At 35.1% G+C, this 26,702-nt stretch carries 22 protein-coding genes and 2 pseudogenes; 19 read left to right on the top strand and 5 right to left on the bottom strand.

The window, feature by feature from the left end; genetic code table 11:
- Position 1 precedes the first annotated feature (1 nt).
- The 9 genes from ACEN3Z_RS05000 to ACEN3Z_RS04960 all read left to right on the top strand — a co-directional run bounded on the left by ACEN3Z_RS05000 (position 2) and on the right by ACEN3Z_RS04960 (position 8,726).
- The gene (locus ACEN3Z_RS05000; protein ID WP_407089912.1) at positions 2–1,309 is read left to right on the top strand and encodes a carbohydrate ABC transporter permease; all 1,308 of its coding nucleotides are present in this window, start codon (positions 2–4) and stop codon (positions 1,307–1,309) included.
- Between the two features lie 2 nt (positions 1,310–1,311).
- The gene (locus tag ACEN3Z_RS04995) at positions 1,312–2,160 is read left to right on the top strand and encodes a sugar ABC transporter permease (protein ID WP_138405110.1); all 849 of its coding nucleotides are present in this window, start codon (positions 1,312–1,314) and stop codon (positions 2,158–2,160) included.
- A 16-nt stretch (positions 2,161–2,176) separates the two neighbouring features.
- Positions 2,177–3,004: a hypothetical protein gene (locus ACEN3Z_RS04990; RefSeq protein WP_138405111.1), complete on the top strand. Its 828-nt coding sequence runs from the start codon at positions 2,177–2,179 to the stop codon at positions 3,002–3,004.
- A gap of 49 nt (positions 3,005–3,053) precedes the next feature.
- Positions 3,054–4,160, top strand: coding sequence for an ABC transporter ATP-binding protein (locus ACEN3Z_RS04985; protein WP_138405112.1), 1,107 nt, complete (start codon positions 3,054–3,056; stop codon positions 4,158–4,160).
- 165 nt (positions 4,161–4,325) lie between these two features.
- The gene (nagA, locus tag ACEN3Z_RS04980; RefSeq protein WP_138405113.1) at positions 4,326–5,474 is read left to right on the top strand and encodes an N-acetylglucosamine-6-phosphate deacetylase; all 1,149 of its coding nucleotides are present in this window, start codon (positions 4,326–4,328) and stop codon (positions 5,472–5,474) included.
- A gap of 18 nt (positions 5,475–5,492) precedes the next feature.
- Entirely contained in the window at positions 5,493–6,410 is a 918-nt protein-coding gene (locus ACEN3Z_RS04975; protein WP_407089890.1) for an aldo/keto reductase family oxidoreductase, read from the top strand.
- A gap of 70 nt (positions 6,411–6,480) precedes the next feature.
- The gene (locus ACEN3Z_RS04970) at positions 6,481–6,981 is read left to right on the top strand and encodes a PTS glucose transporter subunit IIA (protein WP_407089889.1); all 501 of its coding nucleotides are present in this window, start codon (positions 6,481–6,483) and stop codon (positions 6,979–6,981) included.
- Positions 6,982–7,103: 122 nt separating this feature from the next.
- Positions 7,104–7,925 (top strand): metallophosphoesterase, encoded by an 822-nt coding sequence (locus ACEN3Z_RS04965; protein ID WP_407089888.1) that lies wholly within the window; start codon positions 7,104–7,106, stop codon positions 7,923–7,925.
- A gap of 96 nt (positions 7,926–8,021) precedes the next feature.
- The gene (locus ACEN3Z_RS04960; protein WP_407089887.1) at positions 8,022–8,726 is read left to right on the top strand and encodes a FadR/GntR family transcriptional regulator; all 705 of its coding nucleotides are present in this window, start codon (positions 8,022–8,024) and stop codon (positions 8,724–8,726) included.
- An 83-nt stretch (positions 8,727–8,809) separates the two neighbouring features.
- On the opposite strand, the pseudogene ACEN3Z_RS04955 reads toward ACEN3Z_RS04960, so the two are convergent.
- Positions 8,810–8,995, bottom strand: a pseudogene (locus ACEN3Z_RS04955) (IS3 family transposase); the annotation flags it as partial.
- A 7-nt stretch (positions 8,996–9,002) separates the two neighbouring features.
- Here ACEN3Z_RS04955 and ACEN3Z_RS04950 point away from each other — a divergent pair.
- Positions 9,003–10,071, top strand: a pseudogene (locus tag ACEN3Z_RS04950) (glycoside hydrolase family 3 N-terminal domain-containing protein); the annotation flags it as partial.
- A 169-nt stretch (positions 10,072–10,240) separates the two neighbouring features.
- Positions 10,241–10,705, top strand: a complete 465-nt coding sequence (locus tag ACEN3Z_RS04945; protein ID WP_407089886.1) for an S-ribosylhomocysteine lyase — start codon at positions 10,241–10,243, stop codon at positions 10,703–10,705.
- 64 nt (positions 10,706–10,769) lie between these two features.
- Here the strand turns inward: ACEN3Z_RS04945 and ACEN3Z_RS04940 are convergent, their stop codons facing one another.
- A complete protein-coding gene (locus ACEN3Z_RS04940; RefSeq protein WP_407089884.1) occupies positions 10,770–13,055 on the bottom strand; it encodes a glycogen/starch/alpha-glucan phosphorylase in 2,286 nt (761 codons plus the stop codon).
- A gap of 87 nt (positions 13,056–13,142) precedes the next feature.
- Entirely contained in the window at positions 13,143–14,786 is a 1,644-nt protein-coding gene (gene malQ, locus ACEN3Z_RS04935; protein WP_268951522.1) for a 4-alpha-glucanotransferase, read from the bottom strand.
- Positions 14,787–15,031: 245 nt separating this feature from the next.
- Here malQ and ACEN3Z_RS04930 point away from each other — a divergent pair, with 245 nt between their 5' ends.
- The gene (locus ACEN3Z_RS04930) at positions 15,032–16,030 is read left to right on the top strand and encodes a LacI family DNA-binding transcriptional regulator (protein WP_407089883.1); all 999 of its coding nucleotides are present in this window, start codon (positions 15,032–15,034) and stop codon (positions 16,028–16,030) included.
- A gap of 71 nt (positions 16,031–16,101) precedes the next feature.
- Here ACEN3Z_RS04930 and ACEN3Z_RS04925 read toward each other — a convergent pair whose 3' ends face one another.
- A complete protein-coding gene (locus ACEN3Z_RS04925) occupies positions 16,102–16,947 on the bottom strand; it encodes a DUF368 domain-containing protein (protein WP_407089881.1) in 846 nt (281 codons plus the stop codon).
- A gap of 175 nt (positions 16,948–17,122) precedes the next feature.
- Between ACEN3Z_RS04925 and ACEN3Z_RS04920 the strand changes: the two genes are divergently transcribed.
- The 3 genes from ACEN3Z_RS04920 (at position 17,123) to ACEN3Z_RS04910 (ending at position 18,370) form a co-directional block, all read left to right on the top strand.
- Positions 17,123–17,389 carry a glutaredoxin gene (locus tag ACEN3Z_RS04920; protein WP_407089880.1) on the top strand — a complete coding sequence of 89 codons (267 nt, stop codon included), beginning with the start codon at positions 17,123–17,125 and terminating at the stop codon, positions 17,387–17,389.
- Positions 17,390–17,514: 125 nt separating this feature from the next.
- Positions 17,515–17,922 carry a cytidine deaminase gene (gene cdd / locus ACEN3Z_RS04915; protein ID WP_407089879.1) on the top strand — a complete coding sequence of 136 codons (408 nt, stop codon included), beginning with the start codon at positions 17,515–17,517 and terminating at the stop codon, positions 17,920–17,922.
- A 67-nt stretch (positions 17,923–17,989) separates the two neighbouring features.
- On the top strand, positions 17,990–18,370 hold the full coding sequence (locus tag ACEN3Z_RS04910) for a VOC family protein (protein WP_407089878.1): 381 nt from the start codon (positions 17,990–17,992) through the stop codon (positions 18,368–18,370).
- Between the two features lie 67 nt (positions 18,371–18,437).
- Here ACEN3Z_RS04910 and ACEN3Z_RS04905 read toward each other — a convergent pair whose 3' ends face one another.
- On the bottom strand, positions 18,438–19,598 hold the full coding sequence (locus ACEN3Z_RS04905; protein ID WP_407089877.1) for an ABC transporter substrate-binding protein: 1,161 nt from the start codon (positions 19,596–19,598) through the stop codon (positions 18,438–18,440).
- A 1,041-nt stretch (positions 19,599–20,639) separates the two neighbouring features.
- Between ACEN3Z_RS04905 and glgB the strand changes: the two genes are divergently transcribed.
- The 4 genes from glgB (at position 20,640) to glgA (ending at position 26,349) form a co-directional block, all read left to right on the top strand.
- Complete coding sequence (glgB, locus tag ACEN3Z_RS04900) at positions 20,640–22,547, top strand: 1,4-alpha-glucan branching protein GlgB (protein ID WP_138403976.1); 1,908 nt, start codon at positions 20,640–20,642, stop codon at positions 22,545–22,547.
- A gap of 71 nt (positions 22,548–22,618) precedes the next feature.
- Entirely contained in the window at positions 22,619–23,770 is a 1,152-nt protein-coding gene (locus ACEN3Z_RS04895) for a glucose-1-phosphate adenylyltransferase (RefSeq protein WP_138403977.1), read from the top strand.
- Positions 23,754–24,902 carry a glucose-1-phosphate adenylyltransferase subunit GlgD gene (glgD, locus tag ACEN3Z_RS04890; protein ID WP_407089876.1) on the top strand — a complete coding sequence of 383 codons (1,149 nt, stop codon included), beginning with the start codon at positions 23,754–23,756 and terminating at the stop codon, positions 24,900–24,902. Before ACEN3Z_RS04895 ends, glgD begins: the two co-directional genes overlap by 17 nt.
- 10 nt (positions 24,903–24,912) lie before the next feature.
- Complete coding sequence (gene glgA / locus ACEN3Z_RS04885; RefSeq protein WP_407089875.1) at positions 24,913–26,349, top strand: glycogen synthase GlgA; 1,437 nt, start codon at positions 24,913–24,915, stop codon at positions 26,347–26,349.
- The last annotated feature ends 353 nt before the right edge of the window (positions 26,350–26,702 follow it).

Below are 26,702 nucleotides of genomic sequence, written 5' to 3'. Positions count from 1 at the left end.
GATGGAAGTAGAAAAAAAGTCAATTAAAAATGAGAAATTGGCAGCTGCCTTGTCAATTATCCCAGGTCTTGGGCAACTTTATAATAAGCAAATTATCAAAGGTATCTTATTTTTAGCTGTAGCAATTTTATTCGTTTATGAATTAAATGTTTTTGGAATTCAAGCCATATATGATTTAGTAACGCTTGGAACAACTCCGATGGAAGATCATTCATTATTTATGATGATTCGAGGAACACTACAAGTATTAGTTACTATCATATTTTTATTTTTCTACGTATTCAATATTTATGATGCGAAGAAAGTGGCGTCACACTGGAACTCTGGTATTCACGTAAATAAAACTTTCCGTGAACTTTTTAATAATGTATATAAAAATGGATTTCCATATTTATTAATTGTACCGGCATACTTAGCAATGATCTTTGCAATTATATTCCCAGTTCTCGTAACGATATTTATGGCATTCATGGACTACAGTATTATGAATATGCCACCGGCAAAATTATTAAGTTGGGTAGGTTTAGAAAACTTTCTTAATATATTCACTTTAAGTACTTTCCGTGATGCATTCACATCGGTATTCTCTTGGACAATTATTTGGACGCTATGTGCGACTACATTACAAATTGTTTTAGGAGTGTTCACAGCAGTCATTGCTAACCAACCGTTCATTAAAGGTAAACGTATTTTTGGGGTTATTTTCTTATTACCGTGGGCTGTGCCTGCGTTCATTACAATTATGTCATTCTCGAATATGTTTAACGATTCAGTTGGAGCCATTAACACCCAAGTTATTCCGTTTCTAAATAACTTTATCCCATTCATGGATATCGGACGAATTGCTTGGAAGACAGATCCTTATTGGACCAAAGTTGCAATTATTATGATTCAAGGTTGGTTAGGTTTCCCTTATATTTACGTTATGACGACAAGTATTTTACAAGCGATTCCTGAAGATTTATATGAAGCAGCCAAAATTGATGGCGCTGGAGCTATTAGACGTTTCCGTGACATCACAATGCCAACAGTCTTTGCTGTAGCAGCTCCAGTATTCGTCACTCAATATACTGGGAATTTTAATAACTTCACTATGATCTATCTATTTAATGATGGTGGACCCGGAAGTGCGGGTGGCGGGGCCGGACAGACGGATATCTTAATTTCTTGGATATTCAAGCTGACGACGAATAACTCCCCTCAATATTCACTTGCAGCTGCTTTAACAATCATCGTATCATTTATCGTTATTGGTGTGACGTTGATTGTATTTAAACGGACAAATGCATTTAACATGGAGGATGAATAATTATGAAGAAGAAAGGTTCAGCGAAAGCAAAAAGACTCATCGGACAGATCTTAACGTATTTATTTATGATTGTCTTATCGATTATTATCATGTACCCGCTTTTAGTAACAGCGAGTTCAGCCTTTCAGGCAGGTAATATCACGTCCTTCTCATTAGATTTAAATGCAACATGGACGTTAGATAACTTTAGACGATTATTCGATGAGACGATGTATGGTAGATGGTATGTCAACACATTAATCGTAGCCTTCAGTACAATGATTGTTCAAGTAACCATTGTTACTTTAGCAGGTTACGCATACAGTCGTTACCGTTTTATGGGACGAAAAAATAGTTTAATGATGTTTTTAATTATCCAAATGGTTCCAACAACCGCAGCTTTAACAGCCTTCTTCGTCATGGCTTTCTTATTAGATGCGATTAATGAATTTTGGTTCCTTTCATTCCTTTATATTGGTGGAGGTATTCCAATGAATACTTACTTAATGAAAGGATACTTTGATACAGTACCTTATGACTTAGATGAATCCGCAAAAATTGACGGTGCCGGACATATTAGAACGTTCTGGGAGATTGTAACACCACTGGTTAGACCTATGATCGCCGTTCAAGCTTTATGGGCATTCATGGGACCTTTCGGGGATTTCATGTTAGCTAGATTCTTATTAAGAAGTCAAGAATCATATACGGTCGCTGTTGGTTTACAAACTTTTATTAATGACACACGAAATCAACGTGTCGCACTATTTGCCGCTGGTGCAATCTTAATTGCGGTTCCAATCTCCATTCTATTCTTTATGTTACAAAAGAATTTTGTATCTGGATTAACGAGTGGCGGTACTAAAGGTTAGATAAGGAATGATTTATATGGCGCATGTATTTCCAATCAATTATTTTTTAACTGCATTCTCTGCAGTAAAAAGTTTTACACATAGACAGTATTTAATACACTGGCAAAAGTTAGTTGTCATGATTCTGCTCGCTTCGTTAATGATGATACCTTTATCATTACAGTTGGGTAGAACAACTAGCGCAGACTTAACAAACTATGTGCCTGAAGTGATGGATTATATCGACGAATCAGTCGTTCAAGAGTTAAATACTCTTGGTAATAGCGGAACAAATCTTATGATTACTGAAGATAAGATTATTAAAGAAAATGATGAATTCATTATTGGCTTAACACCTTCAATCGAAGCAGCTGAAACATTATTGAGTGATCGAGGAGGTATTATTTATACTTCTGATCAGACTATCTTTGGTGAAGACATCTCATCTCTGTTTTATCAACCTTATACAGGTGACAAGCCGATGAATGAAGTTGAAGACGTAGAGAATTTAAAAGAATTGATGTCACAACAATGGTTTTGGAGTAATCGAACATCGATTATCTTAACAAATTATATTCAATTAAGTGTTCTAATAATAGTGAGTCTGCTATTCTTAGTATTAGGATCAAGTTTCTTCTTATCCTTTATGCGAAAAAATGATATGTACGATATTAATTCGTTTTCTGAAGCTTTAACGATCGTCTTAAATTGTTTAGGGTTACCAACTGTCATGGCTATGGTGATTGGTTTAGTCAGTGGAAATCCAACAACCATGTTGACGGTTCAAGGATTATTGTTTGTTCTCATGTTAATGTGGGTTTATTGGAAAACACACTTTAATGAACATTATGTACAAAACAAATAAAGGATAATAATGGATTGCTACTACTAAAAAATAAAGGAGCTATACTATAATGGTTAAAATAAATTTAAATAATATTTATAAACAATACCCAGGAAATGATACTTATTCTGTTTCTGATTTTAATTTAGAAATCGATGATAAAGAGTTTATCGTCTTTGTCGGACCATCAGGATGTGGGAAATCAACAACACTTAGAATGATTGCTGGCCTTGAAGACATTACAAAAGGCGAGCTAGTTATCGATGAAGAAGTGATGAATGATGTTGAGCCAAAAGATAGAAACATCGCAATGGTGTTCCAAAACTACGCTCTTTATCCACATATGACTGTATTTGATAATATGGCTTATGGTTTAAAATTACGTAAATACTCAAAAGACGAAATCAAAAAGCGTGTCGATTCAGCAGCTGAAACTTTAGGTTTAACAGAGTTCTTAGAGCGTAAACCAGCAGCTTTGTCTGGTGGACAAAGACAACGTGTGGCACTAGGGCGTGCGATTGTTCGTGACGCAAAAGTGTTCTTGATGGATGAGCCATTATCAAACTTAGATGCGAAATTACGTGTTCAAATGCGTACTGAAATCGCTAGACTACATAACACATTAAACACAACTACGATATACGTTACCCATGACCAAACGGAAGCGATGACTTTAGCAACACGCATTGTCATCATGGACCGTGGGATTATTCAACAAATTGGTTCACCAAGAGAAGTATATGATCGTCCAGTGAACATGTTCGTAGCAGGTTTTATGGGATCACCTGCAATGAACTTCTTTAATGTAACTTATTCAAATGGACGTATCACAGATGGTAAAGAAATTGATGTTGAAGTATACGAACCTGCTCGTCGTCTATTAGAAGAGAAAGGCTACGAAGGAAAAGATGTCGTATTCGGTATTCGTCCAGAAGACATTAATGCAGAGCAAGTGGCACTAGACTTACACTCTGAAGCACGTGTTAACGCTGAAGTTGTAGTGTCTGAGTTAATGGGGTCTGAGACAATGCTTCACTCGAAAGTAGGAGATACAACGTTTGTTGCCCGTGTAGACGCACGTGATACTCATGGACCTGGCGAAACGGTAGAACTCGCTTTCAATATGAATAAAGGTCATTTCTTTGATGTAGACACAGAAGAAGTAATTAAAAAATAAAAGATTTACACTCGTTGAATGAATGATTGACACAATTACAAGTTGTCACCGATACATTCTTTAACGAGTGTTTTATTATAAATAGATGTAAAATAAAGGCATTTTCAATCGAAAAAATGGTATGATAATCATATAAGTAAATTGAAAAGGGAAGAGTTGAAATACATGACACAATATGTACACGCTAAAAAAATAATTTTAACCGACGAAGTCATTGAAGATGGCTACTTAGCTATAGAAGATGGCAAGTTCAATGGGATAACATTAGAGAAACCAACGGATGGCGACATCTTAGATTATTCTGAAGATACGATTGCACCCGGGCTTGTGGATACACATATCCATGGGTATGTGGGACATGATGTGATGGATAATGATTTCAAAGGGATTAAAGAGATATCAGAAGCACTGCTAGCGTGTGGTGTGACATCATGGCTACCTACGACGTTAACAGCGCCAACAGAGCAGTTAAACGACGTATGCCAAACAATCGGAGACAACTATGAAGATGTGGCAGGCGCAAAGATACGCGGTATTTTTCTAGAAGGACCATTCTTTACTGAAAAGTATAAAGGCGCTCAAAACTTAGCTTATATGAGTGATCCATCGATTGAAAAGTTAAAACATTGGAATGACTTATCGAAAGACTTAGTTAAGAAGATTGCGATTGCACCGGAACGTGATGGAGTAAAAGAATTTATCAAGTTCGCAAACACAATTGGCGTAAAAACAGCTTTAGCTCACAGTGATGCTAGTTATGAAGAAGCGAAAGAAGCCGTGGACGCTGGAGCAAATATATTTGTTCATACTTACAATGCCATGAGTGGACTTCATCATCGTAATCCTGGAATGGTTGGGGCAGCACTAGGCTTAGATAATGTCTTCGCAGAATTAATTAGTGATGGGCATCATGTTCACCCAGGAGCAGCTCAAGTCGTAGTTAAAGCTCGCGGACCTAAAGAAACGGTCCTTGTAACAGATTGTATGCGTGCAGGAGGCTTAGGTGACGGTGAATCAATGTTAGGGGAACTTGAAGTCGTAGTAAAAGACGGACAAGCTCGCCTGAAAGATGGTGGGAATCTAGCTGGATCGATTCTTCGCTTAAATGAAAGTGTACGGAATATGTTTGAATGGGGCATTGTGTCTCAAGCAGATGCTTTAAGAATGGCATCTTACTCCCCAGCTAAGTCAGTCGATATCGATGATGTATGCGGCCAAATTAAAGCAGGTTTAGATGCTGACTTTATAATTGTAGGAGAAGACCTAGAATTAAAAGCAACATTTTTAAATGGAGAACTAAAATATAAGCAATAAATATAAAGGTGGATTGTAATGGAAAAGATTAAGATAGGATCTTCACAACTGTCAGCCAGTCAATTAGGCTTAGGTTGTATGAGAATGGCAGATGAATCCAAAGAGAAAGCTGTTGAAGTCATTAATACGGCCTTTGAACAAGGAATTACACTCTTTGATCACGCAGATATTTATGGAAAAGGTCAATCGGAAATACTGTTCGCCCAAGCACTTAAAGATTCAGAAGTTAGACGAGAAGATATTATACTACAATCTAAAGTAGGTATTCGTGATGGCTACTTTGATTTCTCAAAAGATCATATTTTGAAGGCGACAGACGGTATCTTAGAAAGATTGGATACAGAATACTTAGATATGCTATTACTTCATAGACCCGATACCTTAATGGAGCCAGAAGAAGTGGCAGAAGCATTTGATGTATTATATATGAGTGGTAAAGTGAGATATTTTGGTGTTTCAAACCAAAATCCTGGGCAAATCAAGTTATTACAAAAACACTTGAATCGTCCACTTGTTGCCAATCAATTACAATTTGGACCCGCTCATACACCCATGATTGATGCAGGATTTAATGTGAATATGACGAATGACTTGTCAGTTAATCATGATGGAAGCATTCTTGAGTATTGCCGTTTAAATGATATTACGATTCAACCGTGGTCGCCGTTTCAAGTTTCATTGAGTGAAGGATTATTTATTAATCATCCTGATTATCAAGAAATGACTAAGGTGATGAGAAATTTAGCTGAACACTATAACGTTTCACTAGAAGCGATTGTGATTGCCTGGATTAATCGTCATCCAGCTAAAATGCAGACGATTGCTGGGTCGATGTCACCTAAACGTATTAAAGATATGAGTGAGGCTTTTTCAATTAATTTGACTAAGCAAGAATGGTATGACGTTTATAAAAGTGGCGGGAGGAAATTACCCTAAGTGATATTATTTTGTAATAGAGCGCTTTAATCGTATAATTAAAGTGAATAACAATAGGAGGTAAAGATCTATGTTTAATTTTTTTAAGAAGAAAGATAAAAAAGAAGTAGTAAAAGAAGTTAATGTCTATGCAATGTGTGACGGGGAATTTGTCAATATTGAAGATGTTCAAGATGAGGTTTTTGCTCAAAAGATGATGGGAGAAGGCTTTGCGATTAGACCTACAAATGGGACAATTAACTCACCTGTTGATGGTCAAGTTGATAATATCTTCCCAACAAAACATGCCGTGAGCTTCACTGTCGGTGAATTAGAAATCTTATTACATATGGGAATCGATACTGTATCACTGGAAGGTAAGCCATTTACAATTCTCGTAAATGAAAATACGCAAGTATCAAAAGGTGATAATATTGCCGATGTTAACCTAACTGAGCTTGAAGAGAACGAAAAAGATAAAGATATGATTATAGTATTTACAAACGGTGCAGAAGTTATTGATAAAATCGATGTTAAAGCAAGCGGAACAGTGTCAAAAGGTGATTTAGTAGCCACTATTAAATTAAAATAATAGATAATTAATTAGGAAACGGTTCTTAATTTGTTATATACTGTGCTTTAAGAGCATATTTATAACAAACAAGGACCGTTTTTATATTTCACAGGATTATAAATAAAAGGAGGCGAATGAATATGCGAATAGGCTTTATTTCAGATTTACATGTAGACAACTTTACATATGAAGTTCAAGACTATGTTGACGTATTGACAGAAGAAATAAAAAATAATGAATTAGAGATGTTTGTTATTGGTGGCGACATTGCGAATAGTTATAAGGTCACGACGCATTTTGTCGAAGCCTTACAGGAACAAGCGAATACTCTGGTGTACTTTATTCCAGGCAATCACGATTTGTGGGACCGAGAAACGGATAGAGAAGATATTAACACAATGGCTATCTACCAAAGATACAAAGAACATCCTCAATGTCTCATTGAATCTCCTAGAATGTTGACCAAACGTGTTGGCTTGGTCGGTCATACAACTTGGTATAATTATGTGAAATATAATAAAGAAAAATTTAGTTTAGACAAAATAAAAAAAGGACGCTATAAAGGAGTAACCTGGCAGGATAAAAAATATATCCAATGGCCGAAAGAAGATCCTGAAATGTCCAAATATTTTGCAGAGATTTTAGAAAAAGACATTCAAAAATTGGAAGCTGAGAGCTATATCTTAGTCACTCATATGGTTACTATTCCAGAATTTACGATGCCTTTACCTCACAGAGTCTTTGATTTCTTTAATGCTTATATTGCGACAGATGATATAAATCTCATATATGAAAAATATCCTATAGAGAAAAGTATTATGGGACATGTTCATTTTAGAGGGGAAGTTGAAAGAGAAGGAACGTTATACATCACGAATTCATTAGGTTATGTCAAAGAATGGCGCTCAAAGGACATGCGTAAAGAAATTCAAAATGCACTGACCATATACGATATAAAATGATAAAAAACACGATGAAAACACACTGAAAGCATTTGCAAAAATGTGAAAAAAGTGTAATATAAGATTGAAATCATCAGATGATATGGAGGAAGGGTAATGGAAGGGACTGCTAAGTCTTTAATTGAACAAACAAGTGAGTCTATCTTAAACTATATAATTACGAATAATTTAACCACAGGAGATAAGCTTCCAAACGAATATAAGTTAGCAGAAGAAGTGAATGTCGGGCGAAGTACATTAAGAGAAGCTGTTCGTACGCTTGTGTCACGTAATATTCTTGAAGTAAGACAAGGTTCAGGAACTTATATCAGTGAGAATACAGGAATTGTTGATGATCCACTTGGCTTTAGCTTCGTTAAGGATACACTTAAACTAACAGAAGACTTATTTGAGATTAGATATCTTTTAGAACCACGTGTTGCTGCTCTAGCTGCAACAAATGCAACAGACGAGCAAATTGAAGAATTAGACAAAATACGTTTGGAAATCGAAGAAAAAATTGGCGCATTTAGTGATGAGCATATTGAGAAGGATATTGAATTTCACAAGTTAGTTTCTGAAATGAGTGGCAACGTAGCTATGTCAAACTTAGTTTCGATAATTAATCAATCGATTTCTCGTTATTATGATTACTACACAAGTAACCGAATCAAAGACGAAACGATTGTATCGCATAGAGAGATTATGGATGCAATTAAAAGTAGGGATCCGATTTTAGCGGAAGATGTGATGCGAATTCATATTGTAACGAACCGCAGAAGTTTATCACAAAATAAGAAAAACAACTTGAAAAAAGAATAAAAAGTAGACAAACTTGAAAAACACCACTGAATGTAGTGACCCTTAAAAATGGACTTTAATCGAATATTTTTCTAAGTGGCTTGTCACCTATTCAATATAGGTGACAAGCCACTTAGTTTTGTATTAATACATTCGTGATTGTACCAGTAAATATATGATCTGATTCGTGCTTCTAACTCCCCGATACTTTCAATTGTTTCACCGCAGTACATTTCTTACTTCAATAAACCAAAAAAGTTTTCCACCGGTGCATTATCTAGACTGTTCCCTCCTGAACATATTCACTTACCAGAATAAGAAAAAGCATTACACCCAGAACGTGGCGAAGATGATTTCTTACCAGCGTCATTAAACAAAACTTTATTAGACGAATTATTACGTGGTAAAGTTGGATTTAACGGTATTATCGTAACAGATGCTTCACACATGGTAGCGATGGCTGCTTCATTACCTCGTCGTGAAATGTTACCAACAGCGATTGAAGCTGGATGTGACTTATTCTTATTCTTCAATGATCCAGACGAAGACTTCCAATGGATGAAAGAAGGACTAGAAAACGGTCTATTAACTGAAGAACGTTTACACGATGCAATTCGTCGTACTTTAGGTCTTAAAGCTAAAATTGGTTTACATAATACTCCACGTGAAGAAATTATGTTACCGAAAGAAGAAGCTCTATCAAGAATCGCAACAGAAGCTAACACAGAAGTTGTTCGTGAAGTTGCAGATAAAGCAATCACTTTAGTTAAAGATAAACAAAAAGATTTATTCCCAGTAACACCAGAACGTTACAAACGTATCTTATTAGTACCAGTATCAGGTATTAAAGGTGGATTCGGTGCTATGATCGCTGGTAATAAACCAAAAGCACATGACCACTTGAAAGCATTATTAGAAGAACGTGGACATGAAGTATCAGTTTGGGAATCAACTGAAGATAAAATCATGAAGTTACCTGAAGAAGAACGTGGAGCAGCTATTGCGAACGTTTATGCTCAAAAACAATCCATTTTAACTTAACTGAAAATTATGATTTAATCATTAACGTAGGGATGTTAACAGTGCTTGTACTATCCAACGTACTATTTGGCCAACATCTAAAAGTACTCCAGATAGTCCATTCTATGTTCGCGAATTTCCAACTATTTATGTTTCAGTTCAAAATCCATTCGATTTAGCTGACTTTCCACAGGTAGGTACATACATTAATACTTAAGATGGTATGTTAGTAACAATGGAAGAACTAGTTATGAAATTAGCTGGCGAATCTGAATTCCAAGGCGCAAGCTCAGTAGATCCATTCTGTGGTTTATGGGATACAAAACTTTGGAGAGATAGAAAATAATATAACTAAATCATTCAAAATCTCCTAATCCAGCAAGTATCTCCCCCGGTGCTTGCTGGGTTTTTTTGTCTGAAATATTTCTTAAATGACCTTTTATTCAATTATATGTTAAGATATGGTATGAAAGAAAATAAGAATTCGTCTATATAAAACAAGGAGGACAATGATAATGGCTAAAGTAGAAAGTTTTTCGTTAGATCATAACAAAGTAAAAGCACCTTATGTAAGATTAGCGGGTAAAGAAGAGCATGAAAAGGGAGCAGTAATTGAGAAGTATGATTTAAGATTTCTGCAACCTAACAAAGATGCTTTACCAACCAGTGCTGTTCATACATTAGAGCACTTCTTAGCAATTCATATGCGTGATGAAATCGAAGGTCTTATTGATATCTCGCCAATGGGTTGCCGTACTGGTTTCTACATGGTTGCTTGGAATGATCACAGTCCAGAAGAAATTGCAGAAGCATTAAAGAAAGTCTTAAATATAATTATTGAAGCAGATGTGATTGAAGCAACTACAGCAATCGAATGTGGAAATTATAAAGACCACTCTTTATTTTCAGCAAAAGAATATGCAAAACAAGTATTGAATGACGGAATTAGTATCGAGCCATTTGAACGTAAAGTTATTTAATTTGAACAAAAAAAGGGCAATTCCAAACGGAATTGCCCTTTTGCTCATGTATCAAAACATTATATTAATTTACGTTTTTAATTTCTTGTTCTAAATGCCAGATATCACGGTTATATTCATTAATTGTTCTATCTGAAGAGAAGAATCCTGCTTTAGCAATGTTTATTAATGCTTTACGAGTCCATGTATCGTGGTCTTCGTAATCTTCATAAACTTTCTCTTTGATTTCAATGAATTCTTCAAGATCAATTAAAGCCATGAAGTAATCTTTGTTAATCATGTCATAATGTAAGCGAGATAAGCGACCTTCGTCACCTAATTCAAGCATCTTAGGATCCATTAAGAAATCAACTAACGGTTTAATTGTTTCGCGTTCATAGTATGAACGAGCGTTGTAACCATTTGTAGCATATAAATCTACGATTTCCTCACTTCGTTTACCGAAGATATAGATATTTTCCTCACCAACTAAATCGGCAATCTCAACGTTAGCACCATCTAAAGTACATAATGTTAAGGCACCATTCAGCATGAATTTCATGTTACCTGTTCCACTTGCTTCTTTAGATGCGAGCGAAATTTGTTCTGAAATGTCTGTAGCCGGAATTAAGTACTGTGCATGCGTTACGTTATAGTTTTCTACCATAACTACTTGGAAATGCTCATTGACCTCATCATCATTGGCGATAATTTCAGATACAGTTAAGATAGCATGGATAATATCTCTTGCGATTGTATAAGCTGCTGCAGCTTTACCACCAAAGATAATTGTAATTGGTGTTTTTGGAATATTACCATTCTTAATGTCATTGTATTTATGAATGATATAAAGTAATAACATTTGTTGACGTTTGTATTCATGAATACGTTTGATATGAACATCAATAATTGAATGTTCGTTAATCGTAACATTTTGCATAGTTTCTAATCGATGACTTAGACGTTGTTTATTATTAAACTTTATTGCACGCAATTTAGTAAGGACATTTTCATCATCTTTAAAGTCTAATAATGGTTCTAGATTCGCTGAAGTTCTCCACTCATCTGAAATAAGGTCATCAATGAAGTCAGCAAGTTCTTTATTTGCGTCCATAATCCAACGACGGAACGTAATACCGTTTGTTTTGTTAATAAATTTATTCGGATAAATATCAAAGAATGCTTTTAATTCTGAATTTTTTAAGATTTCAGTATGTAATGCAGCCACTCCATTGATACTGTAACCATAATGAATAGCCATATGTGCCATATGTACACGGTCGTGTTCATCAATAATTGATACGGCGTGATTATTAGGGAATTCATCTTTTTTACGATTATCTAATTCACGGATAATGTTCGCAATTTCTGGCATAACTTGTTCTAATTCATCTATTGGCCATTTTTCTAAAGCTTCAGCTAAGATTGTATGGTTAGTGAATGCTGTCATTGTTTGAGTGATTTGAATGGCTTCATCAAAATCAATACCACGTTGTGTTAATAGACGAATCATTTCTGGAATAACGAAAGCAGGGTGAGTATCGTTAATTTGAATGACTGCATATTCTGCTAAATCGTGTAAATTACTTCCACGAGCAACAGCTTCATCAAGAATCAACTGCGCACCGTTCGATACCATATAGTATTGTTGGAAAATTCTTAATAATTCTCCTTCACGGTCTGAATCATCAGGGTATAGGAATAATGTTAAGTTTTCTTCGATATTAGTCTTATCAAAGTGAATCGTTCCTTCTTCGATAATATCACTTGTTACTGAATCTAAGTCGAACAGTCGTAATCGATTTCGAGTATCGCTATTATAACCTAAGACATCGATATCATATAAAGTTGATTTTAGAGTAAAGTTATTAAATGGCACTTCATATGATTTTTCGTTTTTGATTAACCATGATTCTTCCGTAATCCATGGATCAGGGAGTTGAGTTTGTTGGTTATCTTTAAAGACTTGTTTAAATAAACCAAAATGATAATTCAGTCCAACACCATCACCATTAATACCTAAAGTTGTAATTGAATCGACAAAACAAGCTGCTAAACGACCTAATCCACCATTACCTAATGAAGGTTCTAATTCTGCTTGCTCAATGTCCATGATGTTTTTACCATTGGCGATTAACTCATTGTTTACTTCATCGTAAATACCTAAGTTTAAAAGGTTAGTTGATAATAATTTACCAATTAAGAACTCCGCACTAAAGTAGTATAATTTCTTCTTTTTGTCATCATTTGTAGGTAATTCACGTGATTTGTCACGAACAAGATCTAGTAAGACCTTATACATCTCTTGATCCGAACACTCACGAATCGGCTTATCAAAGTTATCTAAAACATAATTTTCTAAAATACTCATTTTGAACTCCTTTATGGGTTGATTTATTTTAAGTAACGTACTACATATATATTACTGATTATAAAAGTAAATAGACACTAATAACTCTTATATATCTGTTTCCACATCATCTAATTCTGGTGCTGGGTGATACTCACCTTTAGTGTCTGATGCTTCCAACTCAACGTATTCATCCGTATTTTCTTCATTTTGCTCAGGGTTATATTGTTGAGGTGCACGGAAGTACTCGACAGTGAGTTTAGTTAATGACTCTTTAAGAGGTTCATCAATCGCACCGTCTAACATACGCCATTGCCAGTTATGCCCAATGGTTGATGGTTCATTCATTCGGGCACTATTATCTAAATCGAGTAAGTCTTGCATTGTGTAAATGGCGAAATCACTCACAGAAGAAGCGATTCCACGGTTTAATGCCTCAGAGATTTTTTCTCCAGAGCGTCTGTTTAAGTAAGAATCTAACTGGTCTCTCATTGCTTGGTTCGTAGTATCTTCATACCATCCACGAGCAGTCATATTATCATGCGTTCCCACATAGGCTGCAGTATTCGGAATGTAGTTATGAGGTAGTTCGATACTATCCTCGAAACCATTAAAACCAAATTGTAAAATCTTCATACCAGGATAACCAGTCTTATCACGCATATCAATAACTTCTTGAGTCATGAAACCTAAGTCTTCAGCAATAATATTTAGTTCACCAAGGGCATCAGTAATATGTTTGAATAAGTCATAGCCAGGACCTTTTGTCCATTGACCCGCTGCCGATGATTTTGATCCGTAAGGAACTTCCCAGAAAGATTCAAATCCACGAAAATGGTCAATACGAACAACATCGTATAGATTAAAGCTTTCTTTTAATCTCCAAATCCACCAGTCATAGCCATTTTCCTTCATATATTCCCAATCATAAATTGGATTCCCCCAGAATTGCCCGTCATCTGAAAAGCTATCTGGCGGTGTTCCAGCAACATGCGTTGGTTCTACTTTGTTCTTCATCTTGAAGTATTGAGGTGTTGCCCACATTTCTACACTATCTCTAGATACGTAGATAGGGATGTCCCCAACAATTTGAATGTGATTATCATTCGCATATTTCTTTAATTGATTATATTGTTTAAAGAATAAATATTGAGTCACTTTATGATAATTAATTTGATCACTGAGTGTCTCACGATATTCCTTCATTGTTTCAGGTTCTCGATTAATACTCGCTTCGTCCCAGTTATACCAAGGTTCTTCATTGAAACTTTCTTTAATACTCATAAATTCACTAAAATCAATGAGCCAATCCTTATTTGCTTCTTCAAAGCGGTAGTAATCGTCAAAGTCACCCAGTTCAATAAACCGTTTCACAGCTTTTTCTAAGATAGGGCGTTTAACTTTGTAAATTAAACTATAATCCACTTTTTCGGGATCATCTCCAAAGTTGACCGATTCATAATCATTTTTCTCTAATAAACCATCTTCTTCCAAAAGAGTATAGTCTATAAAATACGTATTACCCGCAAAAGCTGAAAAGGACTGATAAGGCGAGTCACCGTAACTGGTTGTTGTTAACGGAAGAATTTGCCAATGAGTTTGTTTCGTCTCTTTTAGAAAATCAACAAAATCATAAGCAGATTGTCCAAATGTTCCAATGCCAAAAGGGCCTGGCAATGATGATATGTGCATTAATACACCACTTGTACGTGTCAAATTGTATAACCTCCTACTAAAATAATTTTCTTGTATCCTTTCCGTTATGCAAAAGCTTTCGCTAAGATAACTGAAAACTCTTACATAACGAAAAGGAGATGTAATAATTAATACAATTCCATTATAAGAGAGAAACAAATAAAAAACAAACGTTTTCGTAATGAAAGCGATTAAAATATTTTATTACAGACTGTGATTGCTTTAAGGACAATGTTTTAGTATAATTAAAAAAACGCAATCGTTTGCGTAAAAGGGACGAATTATCAGATTGAGGTGTAAAAATGTCAGTAACAATAAAAGATGTTGCTAGAGTAGCAGGAGTTTCTCCCTCTACTGTTTCTAGGGTTATATCAAATAGCCCATCAATCAGTGAAAAGACAAAGACAAAAGTTAGAACAATTATGGATGAATTAAAGTATTATCCAAATATGAACGCAAGAAGTCTTGTTAATAGTACCTCACGTATTATTGGCTTAGTATTGCCAGATAATACAGATACATTCTATCAAAATCCATTCTTTCCAACTGTATTACGTGGTATGAATGAAGTGGCGAATGAAGAAAAGTATACATTACTTTTAAGTTCAGGAAATACGGAAGATGAGAGACTTGATCGAATTAAGACTATGGTATTTGGTAAACAAGTCGATGGATTGATTTTTCTTTATTCAAAAATAAATGATAAAATTATTCACTTCTTAAAAGAAATTAATTTTCCATTTGTTGTTATTGGAACGCCAACAATTAAGGCGGTGAACTCAGTGGATAATGACAATGAAGGCATGTCATATGAAATAACTTCTCAAATTATTAAGCAAGGCAGGAAAAAGATTGCTTTTGTTGGGGGAGAGAAGTCGTTAAACTTTATCGAATTAAGATATGAAGGGTATCGTAAAGCGCTTGAAGAGCATGGAATAGAAGTGGATCAGTCGCTTGTATTCAATGAGTTTCAATTCCTATCAAACGTAGGATATCAGTTAGTTGAAAAATTATTAGAATTGCCCGAATTAGATGGGGTGGTTATAGCTGACCAGCTGGTTGCTCGGGGGATTCGTTCTGGCTGGGAAACAGCTGGAAAAGAGCCTATTCCAATGGCAACTTTTAAAGCATATGAGTCTTATAAATCTTGTGAAAAGTACGAGTTATTCGTGGATATTAATGCTCAAAAATTAGGGAATAGCGCACTGTCGATGCTTTTAGACATAATTACATTTAAGCATGCAGAGAATAATACACAAAGATATATCCAAGAAATTGTCGAAGCAGAACTAGTCTTATAATCAGCTGTACCAAAAAGCTCCTCATTTAACCCAATATCAGGATTAAATGAGGAGCTTTATTAAATATTAGTTTACTTATAACGATTTTCAAGTTGTGACATCCACCAGCCTAAAAGAGCACCCAGAGTGAATAATACAAAACACATCAAGAATTCTAAAAAGCTAAAGACAGCGTATTTTGAACCAAGAGGTACAATCATTAAAGTTGATGCCAACACAATTCCAACGATAAAGTGGAAGAATTCACTATAATTTGTACTGAAAATCTTCTCAATCACTCTAGCAAGTAATAAAATAGTGATTAAACCACCAATTCCGATTGGAATAATGATAACCAAATCAAAAGTTTTAAATCCGTCTGCCATTGCTTGATATAATCCCATATATAGAATAAAGTTTGATGGGCTCATTCCGGGGATTAAGATTCCCAAAGCAATTAAAGCACCACAGACCATCCAAGCAATAAAACTTGGTTGAACCGCACCATTGAATAGCTGATTCCCAAAACCAAGTAGAATAATACCGAAAACAAAAGCGATGATCATAATTATATAATCTTTTCTATCACGCCCTTCTTTTCCAGCTTCAGCCCAAAGAGCCGGAGCGGTTCCAACAATAGCACCAATAAAGAACCAAGTAATAATGACTTCGAAAGAACCAAGTAAATAACTGATTCCCCAAGAAAGAATGGCAATACCTACCAACGCCCCAATACCAACCGGTAAAAAGAAGCGAACATTTTCTTTAAAGTTTTTAGTAATATTAGCTAAAAAATTAATGATTCTTTCATAGATACCGAAGATTGCTGCGAGTGCACCCCCGCTGACACCAGGAACAATAAAGCCTGATCCAACAAACATACCTTTTACGAAACGAAGCAACCAACTTTGGTTATCGTTTTTTTCATTTTTTTCCATTGTTACCTCCATTAATATGACAATAAATATTAAATAGAATTCAAGTTTTTTCTATCAAATTTTATCACTCACTGTCCAATTATACTTAAAAGTTGAATGATGAGCAAATCAAAATAGTTGAAATTATGAGGAATGTAACGTATAAATAAATTAGGTAACAAATAGGAGTGAAAAAATGGAAAACAATATTTTATATTATAGTGATGTATGTCCAGACACCAAATCGTTTCTAAATGAGTTGAACCGTTTAGAGGTTCGTTTCAAAAGTGTGAATATCACTGAATCGATTTCCAACCTAAAAGAATTCTTGGCAGTTCGGGATAATGAAGCTGTCTTTAATGATAAAAAAGAAACGAATCAAGTAGGTATCCCAGTATTAGTAACAGAAGATAAAGATTACCTTTTTGATGGGGACCAATTAAGAAATAAATTTGAAAATTAGTCATATATAAAGTTTTTTAAGTGAGGCGTAACATCCTCACTTAAAAGACTTTTTTTTACAAAAAAATAATTATTTTAGCTGATTATAAGCTATAATATAGTTACAAATAAAAGGATGGTGTTAGTATGAAGCAAGAAAAGATAGATAAATTAGTCGAAGAAGCAATAAATATTAAGCCTAATTCGTACTCCCCTTATTCAAATTTTAGAGTCGGTGCAGCCATCGAAATGAATGATGGAGAATTATTTACCGGGGTAAATATTGAAAACGTTTCCTTTGGTGCAACTAATTGCGCAGAACGTAGCGCAATTTTCACAGCAATCAGTCAAGGCTATCAACCTAAAACAATTAAAGCGATTGCGGTTTCAGGCGATACAGATGAATTTCTACCACCTTGCAGTATTTGTCGTCAAGTGATGGTCGAATTTTGTGAACCTGAGACACCAGTATACTTAACGCGTAAAGATGGTAAAGTCTTAGAAACTAGTGTGGAAGGTTTAGTACCATTTGCATTCTCAACGATGGATATGTAAGGCCAATAATTTGTTTGTCATTCGTTTGTCTGATATATTTAATTTATTATAAATGAGGAGTGAGGGAATGGCACAAACATTACTACATGCTTGTATTCGTGTACAAGATTTAAAAGCATCAAAAGAATTCTATATGGGTGTATTTGATTTTGAAGTGAGTCGCGAGAAAGATTTTCCGGAAGATAAATTTACTTTATCATACTTAACGGTTCCTGGAAGTGATTTTGAATTAGAGCTTACTTACAATTACGATTCAGAAACTTATACAATCGGTAATGGATTCAGTCATTTAGCTTTAGGTGTTGATAACTTAGAAGAAACTTTCGAAAAAGCAAAAGCATCTGGCTATGAAATGACCGAAATGAAATCTTTATCAGATAATTCAACTACATACTTCTTTATTACAGATCCAGATGGATACCGTTTAGAAGTAATGTCTAACAAATAACAAGACACCAAAAAACCGCTACAAGCTTGAATTCAAGCTTGTAGCGGTTTTTTGGGTACTTCTATTTTTAGTCAAAGACCACTTCATGAACTGCAGTTTCTTCAGCATTTTGAATTTCAATCATATTTACAACATTTTTTGTCGGGTTATGGTTTTCATCAAAGATAAAGTCGCCGGTAATTCCAGAGAATTCTTCAAGATTTTCAAGCGCTTCATTGACTGCAACTGGGTCATCACTACCTGCTTGTTCAATGGCACTCTTAAGCATATAAATTGTGTCGTAAGCTAGAGCAGCAAACATATCTGGATCTGAGTCAAATTGATCACGGTATTTTTCAACAAATTCGTCTTCATCTTGAATAGGGTAAAGTGAAGCGTAGTAAACGTTATTCATATTCTCAGCGCCAGCCAATTCATAAATAATATCATTACCGAATCCATTAGAACCTAATATTGGAGCATCGATACCAAACTCGCGAGCTTGTTTAACAATTGGACCAGCAGTTTGATAAAAGGCTAGTATAGTAATTGCATCAAAATCTTGAGCAGCAATGTTTGAGATAATCGCACTAAAGTCATTCATCTCCGGTGTGAAAGTTTCAGTATGGACAATCTCTCCTTCATAACCTTCAACAAAATTATCATATAGCCCAGAACCATAATCACTTGAGTTATCATATAGAACGACCATCTTTTCTGCTTCCATATTTTCGTATCCAAATTTAGCAATCCCAGAACCCTGGAATGAATTTGGCCATGATGAACGGTATACGAAGGGCTGAACATTTCCATCGTCATCAAAGGTAATATCATTATTAGTCACTGATGGAGAAATTAATGGGATTTGATATTCATTTGCTGCTGGGATTGCTGCTTGCATTTGACTTGTTGTCGCAGGACCAATCATTGCAACAACATCATCTTGGGTTGCTAAACGAGTCGCAATCATGGCAGCTTCTGTATCATCTGATTTAGTGTCGTACTCAACGATATTAAAAGGACGACCCATCACTCCGCCATCTTCATTAATTTCTTCAACCGCCATCTTAATCGCGTTGGATTGTGTAATTCCGTATGCTGCTACGGCACCGGATAATTCATAAATAACACCTAGATTAATTGGATCTTCGTCCTGGGCAAAAGCTGTAAAGGTAGGTGTGAATGCACTAGTAGCAATGGTAGCAGTAGCAATAATTTTTGTAAGTTTTTTTCTAATTGAATTGAACATTTAAGTTCCTCCTAGTTTAATTTGGTAAATTGTGTATTTTAAAGTCATATATAAGTCCGATAAATCTGATAAGTCTGATAAGCTATCCACGTTTACCACCTCATTTATTTAGTAATAGTCAACAAAAAAAACGAGCCTGAGTTATTCAGGCTCGTCATGTGACATGAGCCCGTATTCACGAAGAATAGGACTCTAATCATTAATGATTAAAATCCTAAGGCATGTCTAATAATAAAGCTATATTTTGGATAGCAAAGCATCGCTGAATGTTAGATTGAATATTTGGGTTAGATTTTTGCATAATACTTTGCCTCCTTTTTGTTGATAAAGTAAGTGTATAATAATTAAAATTAAAAATCAACACTTATTTTAATCTTAATCTAATAAACCTGGCACATCACCGCCAAAGAATGGTAGATATAGTTTCCTATCTTCATAAAGGGAAAATTAATTAATTAAAAAAGTATTTATGAAACAGATTTCATCGCTGAATTAAAATCTTTTATGAAAACTTTAACTATATAAATTAAATAAAACTCAAGATAAAATTAAATTAATGAGTACAAATAAAAAAAAGAAATTGATTTAATCATAATCTAATTAAATTCGTTAAAAAAGTAATTGCTAAAAAATGATAATGCTATATAATAGTATTATGCGATGAGTCGAAAAGCGATCAGGTAGATTGCAAGGTGATATACTACTGACTAACATCAACGTCGGGAAGACGAGTATAGCAAGCTCTCTGCTGTGAACAGAGACTTCGATTAATTATATTAATTTCGCCGTTCGAATAAAACCACGAAGAATTAATTCTTCGTGGTTTTTTTGTGCCATAAACGAATTTAATTGTTAAGAAAATGTAAATTTTCATTTTTTGATTAAATAAAAATGAGATATAGGTTATAATGAAAATATGAACATTGTTAAATATATTTTATTACAAAATATTGTTACGGGAGTTAACAGAATGATACAGAAAAAAGCGCTTTCATGTTATAATAAAACTATAGTACTAGATGCTAATAAGGAGGGGATTAAATGAATAGTGAACTTGCCAAAGCTTCGAATTTTGAAAAGGATATTTATTTTTTCAATCAAGGAACCCATAGACAAGCCTATAAATTTTTAGGAAGTCAGCGGGTTGAAGACGGCAATAAGATTGGTTACCGATTTAATGTTTGGGCACCATACGCGAAACAAGTATTTATTCAAGGTGACTTTACAAATTGGAATTTGAAGGAATTAGAATATATTGATGGCGGCATTTGGTCAATATACTTTAATGAAGATTTAAAGGGGCAACATTATAAATATGGTATTGATAACGGTGTCGGACATATTGAATATAAGATGGATCCCTTTGCCTACCGACACGAGACGGCACCGAAAGATGCGTCAATTGTTTGGGATTTACCCGACTATGAGTGGAATGACTCAAGTTGGATTAAAAAACAGCGTGAGAAGAACATACTAGAAGAACCTTTACAAATTTATGAGGTGCATTTTAGTTCTTGGCGTCAACATACAGATGGAAGAAGTTATAGTTTCCAAGAACTTGCTGAAACATTAGTACCTTATGTGAAGAAGATGGGTTACACGCATATCGAGTTTATGCCATTAATGGATCACCCCTTAGACGCCTCTTGGGGTTATCAAATCACTGGATTTTATGCAGTGTGTGGACGATATGGAACGATTGATGAATTAAAAGAATTCGTCGATTACGCTCATCAAAACGGCATCGGCGTTCTTATAGATTGGGTTCCAGGACATTATTCACGAAATTCAAATGGGTTAGCATATTTTGATGGTACACCAACGTTTGAATACCAAGATTTGAATAAAGCGAATAATGTTGGCTGGGGAACACTTAATTTTGACTTAGGGAGAACTCAAGTTCAAAGCTTCTTAATGTCCAACGCATTATTCTGGTTAAAAGAGTTTCACATAGATGGCATTCGAGTGGATGCCGTATCTAATATGCTTTACTTAGATTTTGATGAAGGGCCGTGGACTCCAAATGAAGAAGGAACGAACATTAAGCTTGAAGGTGTTGATTTCTTACAGAAATTAAACACCGTTGTTCATGAAGAATGGCCCCAAGCAATCATGATGGCTGAGGAAAGTACTAATTGGAACGGCATCACAAAGAGTGTCGAGGAAGGTGGCCTTGGTTTTGACTTCAAATGGAACATGGGTTGGATGAATGATACGTTGAAATTCTTTGAGATGGATCCACTCTATCGGCCAAAAAATTTAACATTGATTACCTTTGTTTTCATGTATCAGTTAAATGAAAACTATATCCTACCATACTCACATGATGAAGTCGTACATGGTAAGAATTCTATGTTAGGTAAAATTCAAGGAGACCGCTACAATCAATTCGCAACATTGAGACTAATTCATGGTTATATGATGGCTCAACCTGGTAAAGTACTGCATTTCATGGGGAATGAAATTGGTCAATATTTAGAGTGGCGATACTATAACGAATTAGAATGGATTGATTTGGAAAGAGAATACAATAGTGAATATCAACACTACATGAGTACTTTAAACCATTTAGGTCTTAAAGAAAAATCACTGCATGAATTGGATCATTCCGTAGATGGGTTGACGGTATTAGATGCAGATAATTATGACGAAGGTGTTTTAACCTTTATTAGACATAGTAAAAAAACAAATGATTTTTTAATAATTATTTGTAACTTCGTTCCTGTACAAAGAGAAGATGTTCGCATTGGCGTTCCATTCGAGGGTACTTATGAAGTTTTATTAAATTCAGAAATGAAAGAATTCGGTGGTGCGTGGGTTGACCCGATAGCAGATTTAAAAACCGAAGCAATCGACACAAATGACCAACCGTTTTCGATTAAGACGATTATTCCTGCTACTTCAGTCCTTTACATCCGTCCCAAACGTATTTCAGGCGTAAAGAAATAGGAAAGGAGATAGAATATTGGTTAACATAGTTAAACCGTCTCGCCAACGATCAACAATATTCTAACTGTAAAATGAAACATGAAATGATAGCAATGATTTTAGCTGGTGGACAAGGAACTCGATTAGGAGTCCTGACGAAGAATATCGCTAAACCAGCCGTACCTTTTGGTGGAAAGTATCGAATTATTGATTTTGCTTTAAGTAATTGTGCTAACTCTGGAGTTAAAAACGTTGGGGTTGTTACGCAATACCAACCATTAGAGTTAAATGAACATATTGGAAAAGGTGCTTCTTGGGGCTTAAATAGTCGTGATGGTGGAGCAACCATACTACAACCTTACTCAAGTACAGATGGCGAAAAGTGGTTTAAAGGAACTGCGAACGCTATTTATCAAAACATAAGTTATATAGACTCTTTAAATCCTGACAACGTCTTAATTTTATCAGGAGACCATATTTACAAGATGGATTACAGTGAAATGTATAATTTCCACGTTGAGAATAATGCAAGTTTAACAGTTGGGGTTATCCCAGTTGATATGAGCGAAGCATCACGTTTCGGAATTATGAATACAGATCACAGTAACCGCATTATTGAATTCGAAGAAAAACCAGCAGAGCCAAAGAGCAACTTAGCTTCAATGGGAATTTATATCTTTGACTGGCCAACACTTCGTAGATATTTAGTGAAAGATTCAGCTAAAGACCGTGTATTAGAAGACTTTGGTCATGATGTTATCCCAACATATTTAGATAACGCTGAGAACTGTTTTGCTTATTCATTCGAAGGTTACTGGAAAGATGTAGGAACGATTGAAAGTCTATGGGAAGCGAATATGGGATATTTAAACCCTGATCATCCATTAAATGAAACGCGAAATTCTTGGAGAGTCTACACATCAAATAAAGTAACGGGTGCTCAGTTCTTAACTGAAGATGCAGAAATTTCGAATGTTTTAATTGTAGACGGAAGTTATGTAGCTGGTAAAGTGTCAGATTCAATTATTTCACAAGACGTAACCGTTTCTCATGGTACTACAGTATCAAATTCAGTCATTATGTCTGACGCTGTCATTGGAGAAAACTGTGAGATAGATTACGCAATCATTGGTGAAGGTGCAGTGATCGCAGACGGAGCGAAAGTTGTCGGAACAAGAGATGAAATTGCTGTAGTTGGATTTTATGATAAGGTAGGAGGCCCAAAGAATGATGGCGAAAAATAATATTTGTGCAATTATAAATTTAACAGAAGATACAACTCAACTAAAACCCTTAACAAACAATCGTCCTATCGCTGGATTACCATTCGCAGGACGTTACCGTATTATTGACTTTATGCTTTCAGACTTAGCGTATGCTAAGATTGAATCTGTCGGATTATTCATTGGTGAATCTGGTCGTTCTATTTATGACCACGTTCGTTCAGGAGCTGCTTGGGATTTACAATCTGAAGTCAGTGGAGGTATATTTACTTTCTCACACCAAGATTGGAAGAAAAACCATCCAAAATCTCATGAACATGAAGATTTTTATTATAACCACCGCTTATTTTTAGAGAGATCAAATGCAGATTATGTCTTTGTTGCCGGAAGTAAAATTATTGCTAACGTTGATATTCTTGCAGTTAGACAACAACATATCCAAAACGATAAAGGTGTAACTGTTGTTTACAAACACTTCGATGAGAACCAAGTTTCAGACGATGAAATGTTAGCACATGGTATTGTCTTTAATGGCGATGAGATTGAGAAATTCACAAACTATGTTGTACCAAGTCAAACAGGGAAAGTAAATCTTGGTTTAAATATGTACTTCTTAAGTGTTGATAAGATGCTAAGTATCTTAGATCAAGCCACTGAAGACGAAGTTTATCTAGAACTTAATGAATTATTACAACATTATGCGACAGCTTGTTCATTAAACGGATTTGAATATACTGGTTATGCTTCAAATATTGATACAATTGATAAATACTACAAAGCGAATATGGATTTATTAAGTTTCCCAACTTTTTCTTCATTATTCCAAACGAGCATTCCAATTTTAACAAAATCAAAACACGGATCACCCACTTACTATGCTCCTGAATCAAAAGTAAGTGAGTCATTTGTTGGGAGTGATACATTTATTTCAGGAACAGTTAAACGTTCAGTTTTAAACCGTCGTGTGGTTGTAGAAAAAGATGCTACTGTACTTAATAGTATCCTTTTACAGGGAACAAAAGTCGGTGAAGGTGCTCAAATTGACTATGCAATCATCGATAAGAATACGGTTGTGGAACCAGGTGCTAAAATTATTGGAGCACCCGATGATATAAAAGTTATTGGTAAAAATTCACACGTATTAGCAGACTAGGAGGGTAAAAATGAAGGTTTTATTTGCTTCAGCTGAATCAGCACCATTCTTTAAGTCTGGAGGACTAGGGGATGTTGCTTCGGCATTACCTAAGGAATTAGTTAAACAAGGCGTTGATATTCGAGTTGTATTACCGAATTACACAAAGATGCCAGAAAAATACAAAAGCCAATTAGAGGAGCATTCTCATTTCCGTTTTCAATTAGGAAACAAAAACGTATACTGTGGAATCAAAACATTGAAACATGATAATGTCATGTACTACTTTATAGATAATTTAAGTTATTTTGATCGACCCGATTTATACGGTGAGTGGGATGATGGCGAGCGCTTTGCTTACTTCTCAACTGCTATTATAGAAATGATGGAAGTAGTAGACTTCATTCCAGATATTATTCACTGTAATGATTGGCAAACAGCAATGATACCAGCCATGTTAGTGGATAGATATCATTGGAAGAATGCCTTGAAGTCAATTCGTAAAGTGATTACGATTCATAATATTCGCTTCCAAGGAATTTATGATCCAAATATATTAACGAATGTCTTTGGGACAAGTTATAACACTTTTACGGATGACGGCGTTAAATATAATGAATTAGTTAACTATCTAAAAGGTGGAATTAATTTCTCTGATCGTGTAACAACCGTCAGCCCAACTTACGCGAATGAAATTACGACACCTGAATTTGGTGAAGGTTTAGACGCTGTGATTCGTCATAATCGTTGGAAATTACGTGGGATTATTAATGGTATTGACTATGATTCAAACAATCCAGAAACTGATCCACTTATTCCACATCATTTTTCAATTGAAGATATGTCAGGGAAAACTAAGAATAAACTTGAACTTCAACGACGTTTAGGTTTACCAGAGAATCCTGATGTACCAATCATTGGAATGGTAAGTCGTTTAACAGATCAAAAAGGCTTCCAGTTAATCGAAGAAAAATTGAATGACTTACTTCAACAAGATGTTCAAGTCGTCTTACTCGGTACGGGTGAAGAGCAATTTGAAAACTCGTTTAGATATTTTGAAGAAGTTTACCGCGATAAGATGCGTTCTTGCATTATGTTTGATGTCGAGCTAGCTCAAATGATTTATGCGAGTTCGGATATGTTCTTAATGCCAAGTGCGTTTGAACCTTGTGGTTTATCACAGATGATGGCCATGAGATATGGGACTTTACCAATCGTTCACGAAACTGGTGGCCTTGTAGATACTGTTCAGGCATATAATCAATTCACTGGTGAAGGGACTGGGTTCAGCTTCTCGCCATTTAATGCTCAAACGATGATGGATGTAATTAATTTAGCCCTACATATCTACCGCAATGATCAAGAAACTTGGAACCAGCTAGTAGAGCAAGCAATGAAGAGTGACTTTAGTTGGAAAGGCCCAGCTCAAGACTATATTAATTTATACGAAGAGTTACTCAATGAATAATTAATTAATAAAACTACTGGATAGCTTATGTGTATCCAGTAGTTTTTTGTTTTGCATTAATTGCTCAGGCAATATCAATAGATATCAAATATCTTAAAAGACGTTTACCTATTAAAGATAGCGAATATTTCATTTATTTTTCACACTTATTGCTTATAATGTCCTTAAGTTAAATTAGTGTAAACTGACTTGTCATGCTGGAATTTATCTATATAATAAGTAAGGCGAGAGTGTAAAATATCTTGTGTAAATAGAAAAAAGGAAGCCCCTTCTGTAGAATAGAGTTACCACACTACATTCACAGAAAAGAGGACTTCCCTATGAACAATCTTACTACAGATATCTTACAGACT

The organism is Ruoffia sp. FAM 26254, assembly GCF_045528545.1.
GTDB lineage: Bacteria > Bacillota > Bacilli > Lactobacillales > Aerococcaceae > Ruoffia > Ruoffia halotolerans.
Note: the sequence above shows the minus strand (reverse complement) of the source record. Positions and strands in the feature narration are given on the sequence as shown.

Bases quoted from the DNA above. Each gene is read 5' to 3' on its own strand.
- ACEN3Z_RS04930 (WP_407089883.1), top strand. From the start codon at position 15,032: ATGTCAGTAACAATAAAAGATGTTGCTAGAGTAGCAGGAGTTTCTCCC.
- ACEN3Z_RS04995 (WP_138405110.1), top strand. From the start codon at position 1,312: ATGAAGAAGAAAGGTTCAGCGAAAGCAAAAAGACTCATCGGACAGATC.
- ACEN3Z_RS05000 (WP_407089912.1), top strand. From the start codon at position 2: ATGGAAGTAGAAAAAAAGTCAATTAAAAATGAGAAATTGGCAGCTGCC.
- glgD (WP_407089876.1), top strand. From the start codon at position 23,754: ATGATGGCGAAAAATAATATTTGTGCAATTATAAATTTAACAGAAGAT.
- ACEN3Z_RS04925 (WP_407089881.1), bottom strand. From the start codon at position 16,947: ATGGAAAAAAATGAAAAAAACGATAACCAAAGTTGGTTGCTTCGTTTC.
- ACEN3Z_RS04960 (WP_407089887.1), top strand. From the start codon at position 8,022: ATGGAAGGGACTGCTAAGTCTTTAATTGAACAAACAAGTGAGTCTATC.
- ACEN3Z_RS04920 (WP_407089880.1), top strand. From the start codon at position 17,123: ATGGAAAACAATATTTTATATTATAGTGATGTATGTCCAGACACCAAA.
- glgB (WP_138403976.1), top strand. From the start codon at position 20,640: ATGAATAGTGAACTTGCCAAAGCTTCGAATTTTGAAAAGGATATTTAT.
- ACEN3Z_RS04940 (WP_407089884.1), bottom strand. From the start codon at position 13,055: ATGAGTATTTTAGAAAATTATGTTTTAGATAACTTTGATAAGCCGATT.
- cdd (WP_407089879.1), top strand. From the start codon at position 17,515: ATGAAGCAAGAAAAGATAGATAAATTAGTCGAAGAAGCAATAAATATT.
- ACEN3Z_RS04945 (WP_407089886.1), top strand. From the start codon at position 10,241: ATGGCTAAAGTAGAAAGTTTTTCGTTAGATCATAACAAAGTAAAAGCA.
- ACEN3Z_RS04970 (WP_407089889.1), top strand. From the start codon at position 6,481: ATGTTTAATTTTTTTAAGAAGAAAGATAAAAAAGAAGTAGTAAAAGAA.
- ACEN3Z_RS04990 (WP_138405111.1), top strand. From the start codon at position 2,177: ATGGCGCATGTATTTCCAATCAATTATTTTTTAACTGCATTCTCTGCA.
- nagA (WP_138405113.1), top strand. From the start codon at position 4,326: ATGACACAATATGTACACGCTAAAAAAATAATTTTAACCGACGAAGTC.
- glgA (WP_407089875.1), top strand. From the start codon at position 24,913: ATGAAGGTTTTATTTGCTTCAGCTGAATCAGCACCATTCTTTAAGTCT.
- ACEN3Z_RS04910 (WP_407089878.1), top strand. From the start codon at position 17,990: ATGGCACAAACATTACTACATGCTTGTATTCGTGTACAAGATTTAAAA.
- ACEN3Z_RS04985 (WP_138405112.1), top strand. From the start codon at position 3,054: ATGGTTAAAATAAATTTAAATAATATTTATAAACAATACCCAGGAAAT.
- ACEN3Z_RS04905 (WP_407089877.1), bottom strand. From the start codon at position 19,598: ATGTTCAATTCAATTAGAAAAAAACTTACAAAAATTATTGCTACTGCT.
- ACEN3Z_RS04895 (WP_138403977.1), top strand. From the start codon at position 22,619: ATGAAACATGAAATGATAGCAATGATTTTAGCTGGTGGACAAGGAACT.
- ACEN3Z_RS04965 (WP_407089888.1), top strand. From the start codon at position 7,104: ATGCGAATAGGCTTTATTTCAGATTTACATGTAGACAACTTTACATAT.
- ACEN3Z_RS04975 (WP_407089890.1), top strand. From the start codon at position 5,493: ATGGAAAAGATTAAGATAGGATCTTCACAACTGTCAGCCAGTCAATTA.